Below are 17,524 nucleotides of genomic sequence, written 5' to 3'. Positions count from 1 at the left end.
TCATCGGTTCCCTCCGGAGATCAGGGTCACGGGGACCCGCTTGGTCTTGAACTTGACGACCGCGGTGCCGCGCTTGCTCACGCGGACCTTGACGGCGCCGTTGCGGATGGCGGCCTTGCCGACCCGCTTGCCCTTGACGGAGACGGTGAGCGTCCCCTTGCACGGCTTCGCGCAGCGCACGCGCAGCTTCGCGACGCCCTTGGACACCTTCACGTCGAGCCCCGCGTCAAGGAAGCGTGGCTGGTTGGCCGACGCCCTGAACGTGACGGGGCGTCGCGTCGCGGTGCCGCGGCGCGGCTCCAGCCGCACGACCGCGGCCATCTTGCCCTCGCGCTCGATCACCCAGCGCGCGGCGTCCGGCAGCGTGACCGCGACCTGCTTGGTCTGGCCGGGTGCCACCGAGTAGCGCGTGGACGCGAGCGGGATCGCGGCCGCCGCCATCGCGCGCCCGCTCTCGCGGTCGATCGCCAGCTGGCCCTCGCACGCGCTCGGCGCGTCCGCCGGGCAGGAGACGCCCATCGACGCGACGCCGGTCGCGCTGACCGCGAACGTCGACGTGCCCATGCCGGCCGGCGGCACCGGCGCGGACGCCAGTGTCGCGGTGAACACCGTGTCCGGCGCGAGCGTGTCGATCGTGAACGCCCGCGTAGCGGGCGTGTCGTCGACGTTGCCGGCGCGGTCGCGGGCGCGGGCGGCGAAGCGATACGCACCGTCCGCGAGGTTCGCGTAGGGGGCGCACGGCCCCCAGTCGTTGCTGTCGAGGCGGCACTCGAAAGTCGCGTCGCCGTCGTCGGACGCGAGCACGAACACCGGGTTGCGATCGCTGGTCAGCGCGTTGGGGCCGGACACGATCATGGTCGACGGCGCGGCGGTGTCGACCGTGAACGTCCGCCGCGCCGGCTCCGGGTCGACCAGGGCGCCGTCGAGCGCGCGCACCTCGAAGCGGTGCTCACCGTCGATCACCGTGCGGGTGCGGTGCGGGGTCGTGCACGCGTACCAGGCGCCGCCGTCGATCCGGCACTCGAAGCTTCCGTTCGGGACCGAACCGATGAACGTGAACGTCGGCGCCGGCTCGTTGCCCAGGCCGTCCGGGCCGCGCTCGATCCGGGTGTCGGGCAGCTCGCCGTCGGTGTCGTCGTTGCGCAGCGTGCCGCGGGCGGCGCGGGCCGGGCCGGTCACGTGCTCGAGCTGGTCGAACGCGAGTTCGAACGCCTCGTCGGGCTCGCGCTGGGTGTCGCCGAAGACCCGGACGCGGACCTCCTTGACGATCTCGCCCGGCTCGAACACCAGCGTCTGGTCGACCGCGGTGAAGTCGCCCGGCGCGGCGGCGGTGCCGTTCACGGTCGCGGCGCGCGCGATCACGGTCCAGCCCGACGGCGCGCTGAGCCGCACGGTGAAGGTCGCATCGGTGAAGCCGAGGTCGCCCTCGTCCATCCCCACGTCGGTGACGGTGAGGGCCGGCGGTGCGTCGTCGTCGGTGACCGTCACGGTCGCCGCGGGACCGGCGGTGGCGTTGCTCACGGCGGTCAGCGCGAGCTGGAACGTCTCGTCCGGCTCGTCCGTGGTGTCCTGCGTGGTGGCGACGGTGAAGGTCGCGGTCAGCTGGCCCGCCGGGACGGTGACCTCACGGTCGATCGCCGGGAAGTCGTCCGCCGTCGCGGTCCCGGGCGTGGAGACGACGCGGACGACGGCGTCCTCCTCGGAGACCTTGTTGAGCGTGACCGTGGCGGTCGCCGAGGCGCCCTCGCCGACGGTCAGGTGAGCGAGCGTGGCCTTGGGCGGCTGCGGCAGCGGGCCCCAGGCGGGCTCCTGGTCGCTGTCGCTCGTGAGCCGGGTCACGCCGGTGCCGTCCACGAAGGCCTTGAACAGGCCGCCGCCGTCGCTCTGGTAGACGAACGCGCTGCCGTCCGGCGCGAAGGACGCGCGGCGGGCGCCGCGGGGATCCGTGGTCAGCTGCCGGCGCAGACCTCCGATCGACGGCGTCGTCGCGAAGATCTGCGCCGTGTAGTCGCTGGCCGCGTCCGTGTAGAGCAGCTGCTCGCCGTCGGGCGACCATGCGGGGTAGCGGCCGGGAGTGCGCAGGTCGGTCTCGTCGGTGCCGTCCGCGTTGACGATCCGCAGGGCCGGGGCACCGCGGCCGACCGACGCGAACGCGATCCGCGTGCCGTCCGGCGACCACGCGGCGTCCTGGTTGCGTCCGCCGGTCATGGCGACCAGCTGCTCGCCGCCGGAGCCGTCGGCGTTCGCGGTCCACAGGTTCCAGCTGCCGAACTCGTCGACGCGCGAGAACGCGACCTTGGTGCCGTCCGGGCTCATCGCCGGGTACCACTCCTGCGCGCCGGTCGTGGTCACGCGGCGCGTGCCCAGGCCGCTCGGCGTGGCCGTGTAGACGTCGCCGTCGACGACGTAGGCGATGCGCGTGCCGTCGGCCGACACGGACACCTCGTCGCCGGCGGCGAGCGGCGTCTCCCCGCTGCCGTCGGCGTTGACACGGAAGATCTGGCCTCCACGCTGGAAGAAGACGCGGCCCTCGCTGGACGGCTCGGAGGCGCTCGCCCAGTCCAGCGCCGCCGTCGCCGGCGACTCCGGGCTGTAGGTGCGCTGGAGGACCGTGCTGCCCGAGCCGTCGACGCCCACGACGATCGTGTCCGTGCCCGGGGTGCCCTCGCCCGGACGGCTGCCGGACTGCAGGTAGGCGATCCGCTTGCCGTCCGGCGAGAACACCGGGCCGCGCGGGTACTCGCCTTGAGTCGCCGCGACTACGCGATCCGGCAGGCCGCCGGCCTCGACCGGCATCGTGCGGATGCGGTAGATGCCGTCCGTGGTCTCCGGCCGGTACTCGAACTGGCGGAACACGACCGACTTGCCGTCCGGGGAGAAGTCCGGGTCGGTGTTGGTGATGTACTGGTTGCTCTGGTCCTGCGGGCGCAGCGGGCTGAAGACACCGCTGTCGACGTCGACCAGCGACATGCGCTCGTCCGAGCCCTGGGTCCAGGAGACGGCCAGCTCGGCGCCGTTCGGGTTCCACGCGAGGCGCGCGCCGTAACCGCCGCTCGGGAACGGGATCTCCGACTGCTCGTTGCTGAGCGTGCGGACCACGATCTCGTGGCGCGTGCCGGTGAAGCGGACGAAGGCGTAGGCCTTGCCGTCCGGCCGCCACACCGGAGTGTCGGTGTAGGAGACGTCGCCCGTCGGGCGGTAGAGCGTCTCGGGCTCGCCGCCCGCGATCGGGATGCGGGCGATGCGGTAGTCGGACGCGACGAACAGGACGGTCTTGCCGTCCGGCGACACGTCGGGGGTCGCGTGCTTGTAGGCGCCCGTCTCGAGAATCGGGAAGGGGGTGGCGTTCGGCGTCGGCGGCAGTGAGACGAGTTGCCCGCCATCCGTGGCGTAGATCAATGGACCAGGCCGCGCAGCACCATGCGCGACGGCCGGGATCAGAGCCGCCAGGACGAGCCCGGCGGCGAGTGAGCGAAGGAGCTTGGCCATGTCTGCAGCCAACCTCGCTCACGCCGCCGGACGGGGCAATGGAGGACCACCCCAGTAATTGCCTCACCGAACCCGTTGGGGTGCGGGTACCTCTACCCGCACTCCGTCATGCCTGACGCTCGAGTTGAGCGTTAGGCGTGAACGTGAACTCGTGCAGCGTGCTCCCGCGCGGGGTCATACCGGTCGATGTCGACCAGCACCGCCGCGAACCAGGTCCTCGTCGGTTCTCGGTTCACGCATCACTCAGGACTTCGCGGTAGCCGCGCCCGTGTGACACACCGAGGGGTCCCCGGCGCGCTGTGGCCCGCCGACCGGAGGGCCCGTCAGAGACCGATGGTGTCCTTGCCCTTGGCCACCAGGTCGAAGTGCGCGACGGCCCACATCGCCACGCCGGCCGCCGCGAGACCGCCGACGGTGATCGCGGCCGAGCTGGCCGGGTGCTGTTTGGCGTGGTCCCATGCGTTCTGGGCCTTGTCCTTGAAGGAGTCGAAGAACCGCCGGGCGAAGCGAAACTCGGTCGACCAGATCCACAGTCCGAGCAGCACCGGCGGAATCGTCAACGGCCCCGGAAGGACCGCCAGCGCGAAGCCCGCGATGATGCACAGCAGCCCGAGCACGAACACGCCGACGCGGTAGGCCTGACCGACGCCCGGCTTCGAGCGCACGCGGTCGCGCCACCCGCCCTTCGGCACTTCAGCCGGCTGTCCGAGGCCGTCGGCGGCGGCGGAGCCCCGGTCGCGGCGACGCTTCTGGACGGGCTGAGGTGAGACGGGCATGGTCAAGACCTACCCAACGATCGAGGAGCGCCGTCGGACATGGCGCGCGCGAGCGCCGCTAGTCGAGCTCGATCGCCGCGGCCTCGTGGCGGGACTTGACCCCGAGCTTGGACAGGATCGCCGCCACGTGGTGGTCGACCGTCCGCACCGAGAGCACGAGCTGCTCGGCGATCTCGGCGTTGGTGAGGCCTTCGCGCACGAGCGCGAGCACGGCCAGCTGGCGCTCGGTGAGCCCGGCGGGGTTGCCCCGCGTGGCCGCGTTGGGCCCGCGCGGGACCCGCGCGCCGCGCTCGCGCAGGCCGGCGCGGGCGAGCTCGGCGGCCGGCGTGGCGCCGAGCCGGTCGAGGATTTCGAGACCCTCCGCGATCGCGTCCGGTTCGCCGCTCAACGCGAGCTCGAGCGCGCACTCGTACGGATCGCCGGCGCGACGCCAGAGCGAGGCGGCGGTCCGCCACTCCCCGGCGAGGCCGGCCGCCCACGCCGCGGGCACGTCCGTCGCGCTGGGGATCTGGACGCCGGCCCGGGTGAGGTAGCGCAGGAGCTCGCCACGGAACCAGGCGCCACCGGGGTGCGACAGGCGCGGGAGCAGCTCGTCGGCGACCTCGCGCGCGGCCGCGGCGTCCTCGGCCAGCCAGGCCCACTCGGCCCGGGCCAGGCCCGCGTAGGCGACGCCCACCAGCGTGCGCGCCCGTTTCGCGCGTTCCCATGCCTCCCTCAGCAGCGCCGCGGCCGAGGGGTCGCCCCGCCGCGCCAGCAACCGGCCGAGCCAGGGCACGGAGTAGGCGTACAGGTACCCCGTGTCCCCGCCGGCGGCGGACACCAGCTCGCGCAGGCCCGCCTCCGCCGCGTCCCACTCGCCCCGGCGCAGCAGCAGCACCATGCGGTGCACGTCGAGGTTGTAGGCGTGCGACCAGAAGCCGTGGTCGCGGGTGAACTCGAGTCCGGCGTCGATCTCCGCGACCAGCTCGTCGAAGCGGCCCACGCGCGCGAGCAGCTCGACGTGGTTCACGTAGCCGCGGGCGAGCGCCTCGAAGTGCTCGCCCGCGCGGGCCAGCGCGATGCTGGAGCGCATCGTCTCCAGGCCGGCGTCGATCTCCCCCGCCTCCACGCGCGCCATCGCGAGGTAGTTCAGGCACAGCGCCGCCAGGTCGGCCCGCCCGCTCTGCACCGCGAGCCGGTCCGCGCGCTCGAGCACGGGCATCGCCTCCGACGCCTGCGCGGTCAGCGCGTAGATCGCGCCCAGGTACAGGACCGCCCCGGCGTGGTCGCCGAGCAGCCGGACGGACCGCTCGGCCGCCGCGAACGCCTCGTCGGTCTCGCCCGCCATCAGCAGCAGCCGCGACAGGCGCGCCAGGCACAACCCGAGCGCCTCGGGATCGCCCAACGTCTCGTACAGGCCCAGCGCCGCGCGACCGGCCTCGACGGCCTCGATGAACCGCGCCGCGTTGTAAAGCTCCCACGCGTAGCCGTGCAGCACGTCGGCCCGCGCCCGCTCCTCCAGCCCGGCCAGGTGCTCGATGACCGCCTCATAGTGCGCCAGCGCCTGCCGGTGCGAGCCGGCGCGCGCCGCCTCGCGCGCCGCCTCCGGCCCTTCGGCGAGCAGCGTCGCGACGTCCCCCGCCGCGACCGCGTGGTGCAGCAGCCGCGCGCGATCGCTCACTCCGGCGAGTCGCAACGCGCCGACCACCTCCGCGTTGAGCAGCCGCCGCCGCAGCTCGGGCAGCGACTGCTCGACCGCCCGCCGCGCGAGCTCGTGCCGGAACGCGATCCCGGCCTCGCGCGCCTCCACCAGCCCGGCCCGCTCGGCCTCGGCCAGCACGCCCAGCGGCACGCCGAGCAGCGTCGAGGGGAACGCGGACGGGATCACGCTCAGCCGCTCGATCGCCTCCCGGCACGCGGGCGACACGCCGTCGAGCCGCGCGAGCACCGCGTCCTTGACGCTCGCCGGCACTTCGCCCGGCGCCGCCGCCAGCGCCTCCGCGACGAAGAACGGGTTCCCGCGCGTGAGCGAATGCACCGCGTCGGCGTCGCGGCCCGTGCCGTTCACGAGCCGCACGACCGCGTCGCGCGACAGCGGCGAGAGCTCGAGCCGGTGCACGCTCTCCCCCGCGAGCACGCCCAGCAACCGGTGCAGCGGGTGCCCGGCGACCAGCCCCTCGTCCCGCACGGTCAGCACCAGCAGCGCGCCCAGCGAACTCATTCGCCGCGCGGCGTAGCCCAGCACGTCGATCGTCGCGTCGTCGGCCCAGTGCGCGTCCTCGATCACCAGCACCGTCGGCCGCTCGACCGCGAGCTCGGCCATCAGCGCGCCGAACACCTCGCGACCTTCGAGCAACGCGGCCTCCAGCGGCCCGCCGGACGGAGCCGCGTCCCACAGGGGGCCGAGCGTCCGCGGCGTGACGAGGTCGTCGCACGCGGCCCACAGCAGGCGCGCCCGGGCCTCCCCGACGAACGCTCGCACGAGCGACGTCTTGCCGATCCCCGCCTCGCCCGAGATCAGCGCGGTCGAGCCGTGCCCGGCCTGTGCACGGCTCAGCGCGCCCAACAGCGCGCCGAGCGGTGCGTCACGTTCCAACAATGCCGGGGCCACGAGACGCAATCGTCTCATGGCCCCGGCTCAGGGATCACGGACCGATGCGGCGGCCGTCGACGACCGGCGCGACCGGCGAGTTCGCCGTGATGTAGTCGATCGTCACCTCGAGCAGGCCGTCGCCCGGCTGCAGGACGTTCGTGCCGCGGGCGAACGAGGTGTACCCGTCACCGCCGGTGTACATGAAGTCCGGGATGACCATGCGCACCGAGCTGCCCGGCGCCAGCAGGCTCTTGGGACCGTTGACGCCCTCCGGCGTGAGCCAGATGTTGTCGATCACCGGGGTGGTGCCCGTGCAGTGCATCTGCACCTGCAAGCCCGAGAACTGCGGCGTGCGACCCGTGCTCACGCTCGTGTCGCCGCACGGCGGGCGGAACCCGTTCTGGAAGGCGGCCACGAGGTCCTCGTAGGCCACGGTGAGGATCGTCGTGCGGTTGCCGAACGGCAGCACGCCGAACACCTCGCCCCACGTGATCTCGCCCACCCCCTCGGCGCCGGTCGGCGCCATCCGCAGATCCTGGCGCAGGCCGCCCGAGTTGGTCAGCGCCGCCTGCACGCCCGGGTACCGCGCGCGCATGGCGTCCGCGACCATGTTGCCCATCGCGGACTCCTTCAAGCGCGCCGGATCGTCGCGCAGGATGTCGATCGACTGGCGGCCGATGACCTGGTTGCGCAGCGGCGCGGTGTCGATGTCGGCCTTGTCGACGATCGCCTTCACGTCCGTGCGCGAGTTGACGCCGAGGTTCTTGGCCGTGCGCGTTGCGGCGCCGGTCCAGGCGACGTCGCCCGTGCGGTCGACCATCATCTGGGCGACCGAGTAGGAGACGCCGGCGTTGTAGCCCTCCACCACCGGGATCTTGCCGACCACGGTGTTGGCCGCGCGGTGCGTGTGCCCTGCGACCACGAGGTCGATCGTCGTGTTCTGCAGCTTCTCGACGATCTGCATGATCGGGCCCGCCCACGGGGCGGCCGGGCGGCCGTCGACGGCGTTCTCGCCGGCGGTCGCGCCCTCGTGGATGACCACGACCTGGACCTTGATCCCGCGCGCGCGCAGGATGTTCGACTCGCGCTCGATCCGCTCGGCCTCATCCAGGAACGCGAGGCCGGCGGTGTTGCCCGCCGCGACGAGCTCGGGCGTGCTCTTGACCGTCGCGCCGATGAGGCCGACCTGAACGCCGTTGACGCGGATCACCGTCGACGGCTTCACGTACGACGGCGGCTGGTTGTTCGAGGTCTGGACGATGTTCGCCGACAGCCACGGGAAGTTCGACGCCGCCTGCTGCTTGAGGATGCGCGTCGGACCGAAGTCGAACTCGTGGTTGCCGAACGCGGTCGCGTCCATGCCCCACGCGTTCATGACGTCGATCGTCGGCATGTCCTCGAGCAGCGAGGAGATCGGCGGGGACGCGCCGACGTTGTCGCCGCCGGACACCAGCAGCGTGTCGCCGGGCAGCGCGAACGCCTCCTCGTCGAACAGCGTCGCCAGCTGTGCCGCGCCGCCGACCGAGGCCTGCAGCGTGTCGTAGCCGAACGTCGACGGCGTGAGCTGGCCGTGGAAGTCGTTGAGGCCGATGATGTTCACCGGCGTCACGTCACGCCCGTTGCCCAGCAGGTCGCGCCGGACGACGCCCTGGCTGTGCTGCGGCGCCGGGACGCCGAGCAGGTACGCGGCCGTCGGCGCGAGGTCGATCGACTGCAGGTCACGGACCTTGCCGCTCTTGATCGCGTTGCCGCCGGCCAGGAACGTCGCGCGCATGTTCACGTTCGCGCGCCGGTCCTGGAGGTCGGGCACGTACCCGTGCTGGCCGAAGAACGCCGACAGGCCCAACAGCGTGCCCGGCGTCGCGCCGTCGAACTGGTACGGCGGGGACGCGAACACGACCAGGTCGCCCGTGCGCGTCGGGTGCGCCATGTCGGCCGTCGTCTTCGGGCCGTTCGGGATGGCCCGCGCCTCGGCCTTGGTGTACGTGCGGTCGATGACCTCCCACTGCTCGGGGCGGCCGTCGCCGTTCCAGTCGTTGTCGTCCTTGAGCGCCTCGAAGGCGGCGCGGATGCGGGCGACCGTCGCGGCCTCCTCGGCCGCCGGGACCTGCTGGAGCCCGGGCGTGGCCGTGTCGCGCTCCGCGCGGTTGAGGTAGATCTGCGCGGCCCCGCCGGCGTAGCAGACCTTCGCCTTGCCGATCGTCTCGGTCGCGGGCAGCGTGCAATTGCCGGTCTGCGGCGTCGACAGCAGACCGAGGTCCACGAGCACCTTGCTGGCGTCGATGGCCAGGAACTGCGGCGCGAAGCCGTGGTCGGAGGCGACGAACGTCGTCAGATTGCGCTCGCGCATGAGGTTCTGCGCCAGGCGCATCGTCTTGTCCGCGCCCCTGTAGGCGTCGCGGATGTAGCGCTCGCGCTGCTTGACGCGGTTGTCCTTGTAGCCGTCGACGTTCGTGTCGTCGTAGGCCGGGTTGCGCGCGCCGTTGGGCAGCTTCTTCGTGACCAGGCCCAGGAACTGGTGCTGGATCTCGTCCGTGCGCGGGTCGCCGACGAGCGCGAGGTCCGGCTGGTACTTGGTGATCACGTACTCGGCGAGCGGTTGGTAGAGCTCGGCCCAGTACTCGCTCTGCTCGATGTAGGTGTCCTCGGACACGATGCCCGCCTCGAGCACGGCGAAGTCGCCGGCCTGCGAGGAGGGGAACTTCTCGGCGATGTAGTCCTCGAAGGAGCCGGTGAAGCCCGGCTCGGAGAAGCCGTTCCACGTGGCCAGCGCGCGCGTGACCGACGTGTGGAACAGGCGCACCTGCGAAAGGTCCTTGCGTAGCCGCTCGACCTTGACCAGGAACGAGGCCGTCTTGCCCTCGTTGGCGCCGCCGACGATCTTGACCTTCACGTCCGCGAACGGTTCGCCCTCGGCCAGGTCGGCGACCCGGTCGGCTTTCGCGCCGCTCTTGGTGCGGCTGAACAGGACGCGGTCGTAGTTCGTGCGCCGGTCGTTGGTGGAGTCGTAGATGTACGCGTTGAGGCCGTACTTGTCCGTGCCGAAGTCGATGACGCGCAGGCGCATCTCCTTCGGGGCGCTGAACGAGCGCGGGACGCTGGTCCAGCCGGTCGCGCTGGCCGGCGCGGCGCCCGGGAACGGCGCGTTGCCGGCGAAGCCCTGCGGGTGGTCGAACTGCAGGCCGAACTGGCGCGTGAACGACTCACTGTCGGACGGCGCAATGTAGTTCGTGGCCACGCCGCGACCGGAGAAGAAGCTGCGGTAGTCGACCGTCGGGCCGTTGATGGCGCCGCTGCGCCCGCCGGCCCACTCGATCTGGGCGACCTTCTTGCCGCCGCGCTCGGCCGCCTGGGCGAGCGTCTCGGCCTGGAGCACGCCCGGGCTGGAGAACGAGCGCGACCCCCTGAAGCCGGTGTTGTTCGGGCTGGCCGGGTTGTACGCCGTGTTGTTGGTGTGGAAGGTGTTGTTCGTCGATCCGTGAACGCCCGGCCACGCGCCGGTGGCCAGCGTGAACCAGCCCGCGCCGGTGTTCGGCGGCGCCTGCGTGAGCAGGCCGTGGCCGTCGGCGCGCGCGCCCTGGCGCAGCAGCTTCGCGAAGCCCGGCGTCACGCCCTGGTCGGCGAAGTCCTCGAGCCGGTCCTGCGTCAGGCCGTCAGCGGCGAAGAAGAGCAGCTTGCCACTCTGGTCGCGGCCGTCCTGCCATCCCCCGTTCGCGTCGGCCCCGCTCCACGGCGCTGCCAGCCCGACCGCGAGCGCAGCCGCGGCTCCCACTGCCGCGACCATCGGCACTCGTCGCTCCATGAACCCTCCTGATCGTCTGGAAATCAGGAACGCAAGCCTACGCCGCAGCGTGCGGATTATGTGAACGATTTGACCGCGAGCGTCATCCCGGCGCGACGGAGCCGCTCGACGAGCGCGTCACTCATCGCCGCGGCCGGCGTCAGCACCCCGCCTTCCCCCTCGGTGCGTGCCAGCGTGAGCGCGCTCTCGCCCATCATCACGGCCGTCGCGGCGTAGCCGGGATCGCCCTTGGCGGCGACCGTGGCGACATGCCCGGCGCCGTGGACCTCGACCTTGAAGTGGCCGTTGGCGCGGGCCTTCTCCGACGGTCCGTCGCCCGGACCGGGCAGGACCCGGTCGAGCAGGAAGCGGGTCGGCGGGAACGCCAGGCCGCCGGCCAGTGCGCCGAGGCCGGCGGTGAAGCCGGCGGCCACCAGCGGGTTCCCGTACGCGGACACCTCGCGGTAGGTGAAGGCGGGCCCGTAGCCGAGCAGCTCCGAGGACCGCCGCACGATCCGCGTGTTGTAGGACGCCATCACGAACGGGCCGACCCAGCCGTGCTCGGGGTCGCGCATGACCGAGCGCACGTCGCGCGAGCGGTCGGTGCCGCCGAGGGAGTTGGGCGTGAGGACCACCTTGCGCGCGGCGCGGTCACCGCGCATCTCGTCGACCTGGCCCTTCATCGACGCGAGCGTTCCGCCGGACGCGCCGCCGCGCAGCGCCTTCACGACCAGCGTCGTCTCGCCCAGCTCGCCCGCCGCCTGGTGCAGCAGGAACGTGCCGAGGTCCGACGGGATCGAGTCGAACCCGCACGAGAGGACGATCCGCGCACCCGACGCCCGCGCCGCTTCGTGGCGCGCGATCGCCTCGTGCGCGAACAGGATCTCGCCCGTCAGGTCGCAGTATGCGGTGCCCGCCTCCACACACGCGTCGACGAGCTTGAGCCCGCCCTTGCGGTAGGGCCCGACGGTCGTCGCCACCACCCGCGCGCTGCGCGCCAGCGCGGCCGGGTCGTCGGCGTCGGCGACGATCAGCGGCCGGTCGATCCCGAGCGCCTCGAGCTTCTCCCGCGAGCGGCCCGCGAGCGCCACGTCCGCGTCCGTGGAGTCCAGGTACTCCGCGATCAGCCGGCCGACGAACCCGGTCGCGCCGAAGACGACGATGTCGTACACGGCGGTGGACGTTAGCGCCGGGCGGGACTAGGGTCGTGCACATGGCCGAACCGCTGAACGAGCTCGAACGCCAGGTCGACCGGGGCAACCAGTTCGTCCACAGCGCCATAACCCAGACTGCGCAACACGTCGACGACGCCAACGCGCTCGCCAACGGGCTCGCCGCGCTGCTCGTCCAGAACGGGCTGCTCGACGGCCAGGAGCTCCTCGCGATGGTGGAGACGGTCCGCACGGAGACCCACAAGAGCGGCCGGAACGTCGATGTCGGGATCAAGGTCCGAAAGGACACGCCGGAGGACCTGGTCGACCCCGGCCTGGAAGTCGACTGCGAGGCCCGGATCCCCTACTGCCGCGGCGCCTGCTGCAGCTTCAGCTTCCCGCTCACCGTGGACGAGATCGAGCGCGGTGGGCCGCTCAAGTGGGACCTCGGCCGCCCGTACTTCAACCGCCAGGGCTCCGGCGGCTACTGCCACAAGTCCCACGAGGAGACCCACTTCTGCACGATCTACGAGGAGCGCCCGTCGGTCTGCCGCAAGTACAGCTGCGTCGAGGACGATCGCATCTGGAAGGACTTCGACGCGATGATCCCCAACACGGAGTTCCTCGACCAGCACTTCGCCAGAGCCGCGCGCGGGCCCGTGGAGATCTTCATGGATGCGCACGGTCGCGACTAGCCTCGCGCTGCTGGTGCTCGCCGGCTGCGGCGCCGCCGAGCCGCCGCGCACCCAGATCGACTACGAGGCGCGGCTGGAGCTCGTCACCGCGCACCCGTACGAGTTCACGTGCGGCGACGAGCGCCACGTCAACCGCTTCGGCAAGCGCGCCTACTTCGCCCTCGCCGACACCGAGCGCTTCGAGCGCATGAGCCGCCTGCGCGCGGCGACGAGCATCTTCCTCGGCGTCCAGCAGGTCTGCAAGGGCAAGCCGGACGCCTACGAGCCGATGCGCGAGGCCGTCGCCGGCGTGCGCGCCGGCCGCTACGTCTCCACGCAGGGCAACGCCGGCAACGACTCAGACCACGGGATCAACCGGCGAGCGCGCGCAGCTGCCGGACCGCGAGGGTGAGGCCCGCCAGGTCCGGCTCGCCCTCCCGGGTCAGAGAGCGCAGGAAGCTCGTGAACCGGCGCAGGGCCGCGCCGCGCTCCTGCAGGTAGGCGTCGACGTCGCCGTCGGACTCGGCCAGCACCGCGCCGGCCAGCTCGCGGCGCATCTGCGCGGCGTCCTCACGCACGGCCTGGAGCGCCCAGCGCTGCATGCGGGTGGGCGCCGGGATGCGGTCCAGCTCGCCCTCGATCCAGTCCAGGCGCAGCTCGGCGCCAACGTCGAAGAAGACCTCGGCGACCCGCTCGATCGGCTGCCCCGTCGCGCCCGCGACCCACACCATGTCCGGCGCGTAGCGCAGCTCGGGGCGCAGCGCGTGGGCCTGGGCCAGCGGCTCGGGCACACCCGCGCCGACCAGCCGCTCCACCGTCTGCTCGCGGCGGCGCCTGCGCTCCTCGGACCCCAGCTCGCCGAGGGCGGCGGCGAGCCGCTCGAAGCCGTCCCGGCCGGCGGCGATCGTCGCGGCGATCTCGCCCTCGGGCTCCCAGGTGAGATACCAGCGGGTCGTGGCCTCCACGAGGGAGTCGATGCTGCCCATCAGCTCGAGCTGCGCGTCGCGGGAGCCGGCGTCCAGGCGCTCGACAACCTCCCAGCGCGCGTCCGCGCCGGTCACCTCGCGCGCGATCCGGAACGCGCGCACCACGTCCGCCGGCACGGCGCCGCGCTCGGCCACCAGCTGGGACATGAAGGTCGGGCCGAGCGCGTTGACGATCGCGTTGGCGTTGACCATGCAGATCAGCTGCGTGCGCAGCGGGTGCTCGGCGATCAAGTGGCCGAAGCGCTTGACGACCGGCGCAGGGAAGTACGCGCGCAGGTCGCGCTCCAGCCACGGCTCGTCGACGAAGTCGGACTCCTCCAGCGCGCGGGCCAGCAGGCGCTTGGAGTAGGCGAGCAGGGTCGCGAGCTCGGGCCGCTCCATGCCGCGGCCGGCCCGCCGGCGCTCTCCGATCTCCTCCGAGCCCGGCAGGTCCTCGGCCGCGCGCGAGAGCATGCCGAACTCCTCGAGCTGGACCATCAGGTCCTCGTAGGCGAACAGCCGCGACGCCGACCGGTCGACTTCCTGGGCGATGATTTGCGCCTGCTGGAAGGAGTCGTACAGGACGTGCGCGACGACGTCGTCGGTGACCTGGAACAACAGCTCGTCGCGCTCCTCGCGCGTGAGCTCGCCGGCGCGCTCGGCCAGGCCGAGCAGGATCTTCAGGTTGACCTCGTGGTCGGAGCAGTCCACGCCGGCCGAGTTGTCGATGAAGTCGGCGTTGATGCGCCCGCCGGCGGACGCGTACTCGACGCGCGCGCGGCGCGTGAAGCCGAGATTGCCGCCCTCACCCACGACCTTCGCGCGCAGCTCGTCCGCGTTGACGCGGATGGCGTCGGAGGAGCGGTCCGCAGCGTCGGCATCGGTCTCGGTGCTCGCCTTGACCACGGTCCCGATCCCGCCGTTCCACAGCAGGTCCACCGGCGCGCGCAGGATCGCGCGGATGACGTCGGTGGGCGCCAGGCGCTCCTCCTCGACGCCCAGCGCTTCACGCGCCTGCGGGCTCAACGTGATCGACTTCGCCGTGCGCGGGTAGACGCCACCGCCCTCGGAGATCAACTCGCGCGCGTAGTCGTCCCAGGAGGAGCGCGGCGTCTCGAACAGCCGCTTGCGCTCCTCGAAGCCGCGCGCGGCGTCCGGCGACGGGTCGATGAAGACGTGGCGATGGTCGTACGCGGCCACGAGCCGTATGCGGTCGCTGAGCAGCATGCCGTTGCCGAACACGTCACCGCTCATGTCGCCGATCCCGACGACGGTGAACTCGTCGCGCTGGGTGTCGACGCCGAGCTCCTTGAAGTGGCGCTTGACCGACTCCCACGCGCCCTTGGCCGTGATGCCGAGCGCCTTGTGGTCGTAGCCGGCCGAGCCGCCGCTCGCGAACGCGTCGTCCAGCCAGAACCCGTACTCCCGGGAGACGCGGTTCGCGGTGTCGGAGAAGGTCGCGGTGCCCTTGTCGGCCGCGACGACCAGGTAGGTGTCGTCGCCGTCACGCACGCGCACCGCGGGCGGCGGCACGACCATCCCGTCCACGAGGTTGTCGGTGACAGAGAGCAGTGAGCGGATGAACGTGACGTAGTGGCGCTCCACGTCGTCGCCGCGCTTGATGTAGAAGCCGCCCTTCGCGCCCGCGGGCACGATGACGGCGTTCTTGGTCAGCTGCGCGCGCATCAGCCCGAAGACCTCGGTGCGGTAGTCCTGCCGGTCCGACCAGCGCAGCCCGCCGCGGGCGATCGGCCCGCCGCGCAGGTGGATGCCCTCCACGTCCGGCGAGTAGACGTAGATCTCGCGGTAGGGCGCGGGCTGCGGGACCGCCGGCACGTCGGCCGACCGGATCTTGAACGCCAGCGCCTCGCGGTCGCTGTTGTAGGCGTTGGTGCGCAGTGTCGCCTCGATCACGGTCAGCTGGTTGCGCAGGATGCGGTCGTGGTCGAGCGAGGCGACCTCCTCGAGATCGGCGAGGATCTCCTCGCGTAGCGCGGCCTCGGCCTCCTCGTCGGTCTCCAGCTCGGGGTCGAAGCGCAGCTCGAAGAAGCGCACGAGCTTGGCCGTGAGCGCGCTGTTGGCCACCAGCACGTCGTTCTGGTAGCTCTCGGTGAAGCGCGTGCCGACGCGCTGACGGTACTTGCGGTACGCGCGCAGGATCGCGACCTGGCGCCGGTCCAGCCCGGCCGTGATCACGAGCCGGTTGAGGTTGTCGGTCTCGGCGGCGCCGCGATGGACGGCGGCGAGCAGCTCCGCGACGCGGTTCCCGACGGCATCGAGGTCGAGCGGGGAGCCGTCCGGCCCGAGCACGCGGAACTCCTGCACCCACGTCTCGTCCTCGCCGGTCAGCCGGGTGGAGATCTCCTCGATCACGCGCAGCCCGAGGTCCTCGAGCATCGGTAGCGCCTCGCCCAGCTCGACCTTCGGGCCCCGTTTGTAGAGCGCGATGCGCGTGTGCGCGGCGAGCGGCTGCAGCGACACGAGGAACGGACCCTGCTCGGACAGTTGCTCGAGCAGCGCGATGTCCAGCGCGCCGACCTGCGGCGACGTGTAGCCCTTGTAGTGCTCGGGCAGGTGCGCGGCCCAGATGGAGCGCAGCAGCCGGCCGCGGGCCGGGCCGAAGCGCTCGGCCAGGGCCGCGGACAGCGCGTCGTCCCACGTGCGCGCGAGCTGCACCACCTCGCGCTCGAGCTCGGCGTTCGCGATCTCCGGCAGCCCGTCCGGCGCGTGCACGAGGAAGTGCACGCGCACGCGGCTGCCGCCCTCGCCGAGCATGTGCTGGGCCTCGACGTCCTTCGTTTTGAAGCGGCGCTTGAACAGCCGCGTGACGCGCTCGACCAGCAGCGCGCGGTAGCGGTCGCGCGGGAGGGCGAGGATGAACGCGGCGCTGCGGCCGTCGCGGGCGCGGCGGCCGAGCAGCCGTACGCGGTCCGTTCCCTCCAGCGCGAGCAGGGCGACCACCGCGCGGCGAAGGTCGTCCACGGGCGCGGCGAACAGCTCGTCCTTGGGGAAGGTGTCGAACAGCGAGACGGCGGACTTGTAGTCGTGGGAGCCCTCGATCAGGTCCTCGGCCTCGAGCACGCGCCGCAGCTTGCGGTGCAGGACGGGGGTCTCCGACGCCGGCTCGGTGTAGGCCTTGCTCGTGAACAGGCCCAGCAGGCGCGCCTCGCCGGCGATCTCGCCGTCCGGCGTGATGCGGCGCACGCCGACGTAGTCCATGCGCTCGTGCCGGTGCACGGGCGAGCGCGCGTTGGCCTTGTCGACGATCAGCAGCTCGCCGCTGGTCGCCAGCACGCGCAGCGCCTCCGGCAGCTCCGACAGGGGCACGGGCGTGCTGTAGGCCGAGCGCTCCTCGTCGGCGAGGATGCCGAGGCCGGAACCGGGCACGCAGCGGTAGGCGTCGCCCGTGATCTCGTACTCGCGCGCGCCGAGCAGGACGAAATTGCCGCGCAGCAGCCAGGCGAGAAAGTCGACCGCCTCGCGGATCTCGTCGCTGTCATAGCGCGTTGACGCCTTGCGCGCGAGCGAGATCATCGACTCCACGCGCTGGGTCATCGCGCCGAAGTCGGTGACGGTGCTGCGAACGGCGTGCAGGACGGTCTCGACGTCGGTCTGCAGCTCCTCCAACTCGTGCGCGGTGAGGCGGCGGGTCAGGTCGAAGTGCATCACCGACTCGCGGTGCGCCGCGTTGCGCGCGTGGCTGACGGAGCTGATCGCGCCGTTCTCGCGCGCGATGCCGATGATCGGGTGCACGAGCCGCGCGACGTGCTCGCCGCGCGCCTCCAGCGCCGCGCTCACGCTGTCGACCAGGAACGGCCAGTCGTCGCTGTTGGTCTCCAGCACGCTGCCGAGCGGCTCGTAGCCGTCGTCGGCCAGCGTCGGGTTGAACGCGCGCACGGCGACCGGCTTGTGGCCGCGGGTGTCCGCGAACTTCAGGACACCGTGGATCTCCGCCCACAGGTGCTCGGGCGAGATGCTGCCATCGGTGGACAGCCGGCGGACGTAGGCGCCCGCGAAGGCGCGCGCGATCTCGCCGCCGTTGGACTCGGCGAGATCGAGTAGACGTTCGCGGTAATCGTCGGGGCCGGCCTCGGTCTCCTCCGCGAGGCTCATGCC

General features: G+C 72.2%; 8 protein-coding genes. 2 read left to right on the top strand and 6 right to left on the bottom strand.

Annotation, left to right across the window (positions count from 1 at the left end; translation table 11 throughout):
• The 5 genes from OJ962_RS09045 to OJ962_RS09025 form a co-directional block, all read right to left on the bottom strand.
• A complete protein-coding gene (locus tag OJ962_RS09045) occupies positions 1-3,489 on the bottom strand; it encodes a Calx-beta domain-containing protein (protein ID WP_202957241.1) in 3,489 nt (1,162 codons plus the stop codon).
• Positions 3,490-3,812: 323 nt separating this feature from the next.
• The gene (locus tag OJ962_RS09040) at positions 3,813-4,265 is read right to left on the bottom strand and encodes a PGPGW domain-containing protein (protein ID WP_202957242.1); all 453 of its coding nucleotides are present in this window, start codon (positions 4,263-4,265) and stop codon (positions 3,813-3,815) included.
• A 58-nt stretch (positions 4,266-4,323) separates the two neighbouring features.
• The gene (locus OJ962_RS09035; protein WP_270006298.1) at positions 4,324-6,855 is read right to left on the bottom strand and encodes an ATP-binding protein; all 2,532 of its coding nucleotides are present in this window, start codon (positions 6,853-6,855) and stop codon (positions 4,324-4,326) included.
• Between the two features lie 34 nt (positions 6,856-6,889).
• The gene (locus OJ962_RS09030; RefSeq protein ID WP_202957244.1) at positions 6,890-10,639 is read right to left on the bottom strand and encodes an alkaline phosphatase family protein; all 3,750 of its coding nucleotides are present in this window, start codon (positions 10,637-10,639) and stop codon (positions 6,890-6,892) included.
• A 56-nt stretch (positions 10,640-10,695) separates the two neighbouring features.
• Entirely contained in the window at positions 10,696-11,790 is a 1,095-nt protein-coding gene (locus OJ962_RS09025) for a saccharopine dehydrogenase family protein (protein ID WP_202957245.1), read from the bottom strand.
• A gap of 41 nt (positions 11,791-11,831) precedes the next feature.
• On the opposite strand from OJ962_RS09025, the gene OJ962_RS09020 reads away from it, so the two are divergent.
• Together OJ962_RS09020 and OJ962_RS09015 are read left to right on the top strand one after the other, a co-directional pair.
• A complete protein-coding gene (locus OJ962_RS09020; RefSeq protein ID WP_202957246.1) occupies positions 11,832-12,464 on the top strand; it encodes a YkgJ family cysteine cluster protein in 633 nt (210 codons plus the stop codon).
• Positions 12,445-12,855, top strand: coding sequence for a hypothetical protein (locus tag OJ962_RS09015; RefSeq protein ID WP_202957247.1), 411 nt, complete (start codon positions 12,445-12,447; stop codon positions 12,853-12,855). The genes OJ962_RS09020 and OJ962_RS09015 overlap by 20 nt, the downstream gene beginning before the upstream one ends.
• On the opposite strand, the gene OJ962_RS09010 is transcribed toward OJ962_RS09015, so the two are convergent.
• Positions 12,815-17,521 (bottom strand): NAD-glutamate dehydrogenase, encoded by a 4,707-nt coding sequence (locus OJ962_RS09010; RefSeq protein WP_202957248.1) that lies wholly within the window; start codon positions 17,519-17,521, stop codon positions 12,815-12,817. The two genes, OJ962_RS09015 and OJ962_RS09010, sit on opposite strands and share 41 nt — an antisense overlap.
• Positions 17,522-17,524 lie beyond the last annotated feature (3 nt).

It is taken from the genome of Solirubrobacter deserti, assembly GCF_027587175.1.
Lineage (GTDB): Bacteria > Actinomycetota > Thermoleophilia > Solirubrobacterales > Solirubrobacteraceae > Solirubrobacter > Solirubrobacter deserti.
This window is presented reverse-complemented; position numbering and strand designations above follow the sequence as displayed.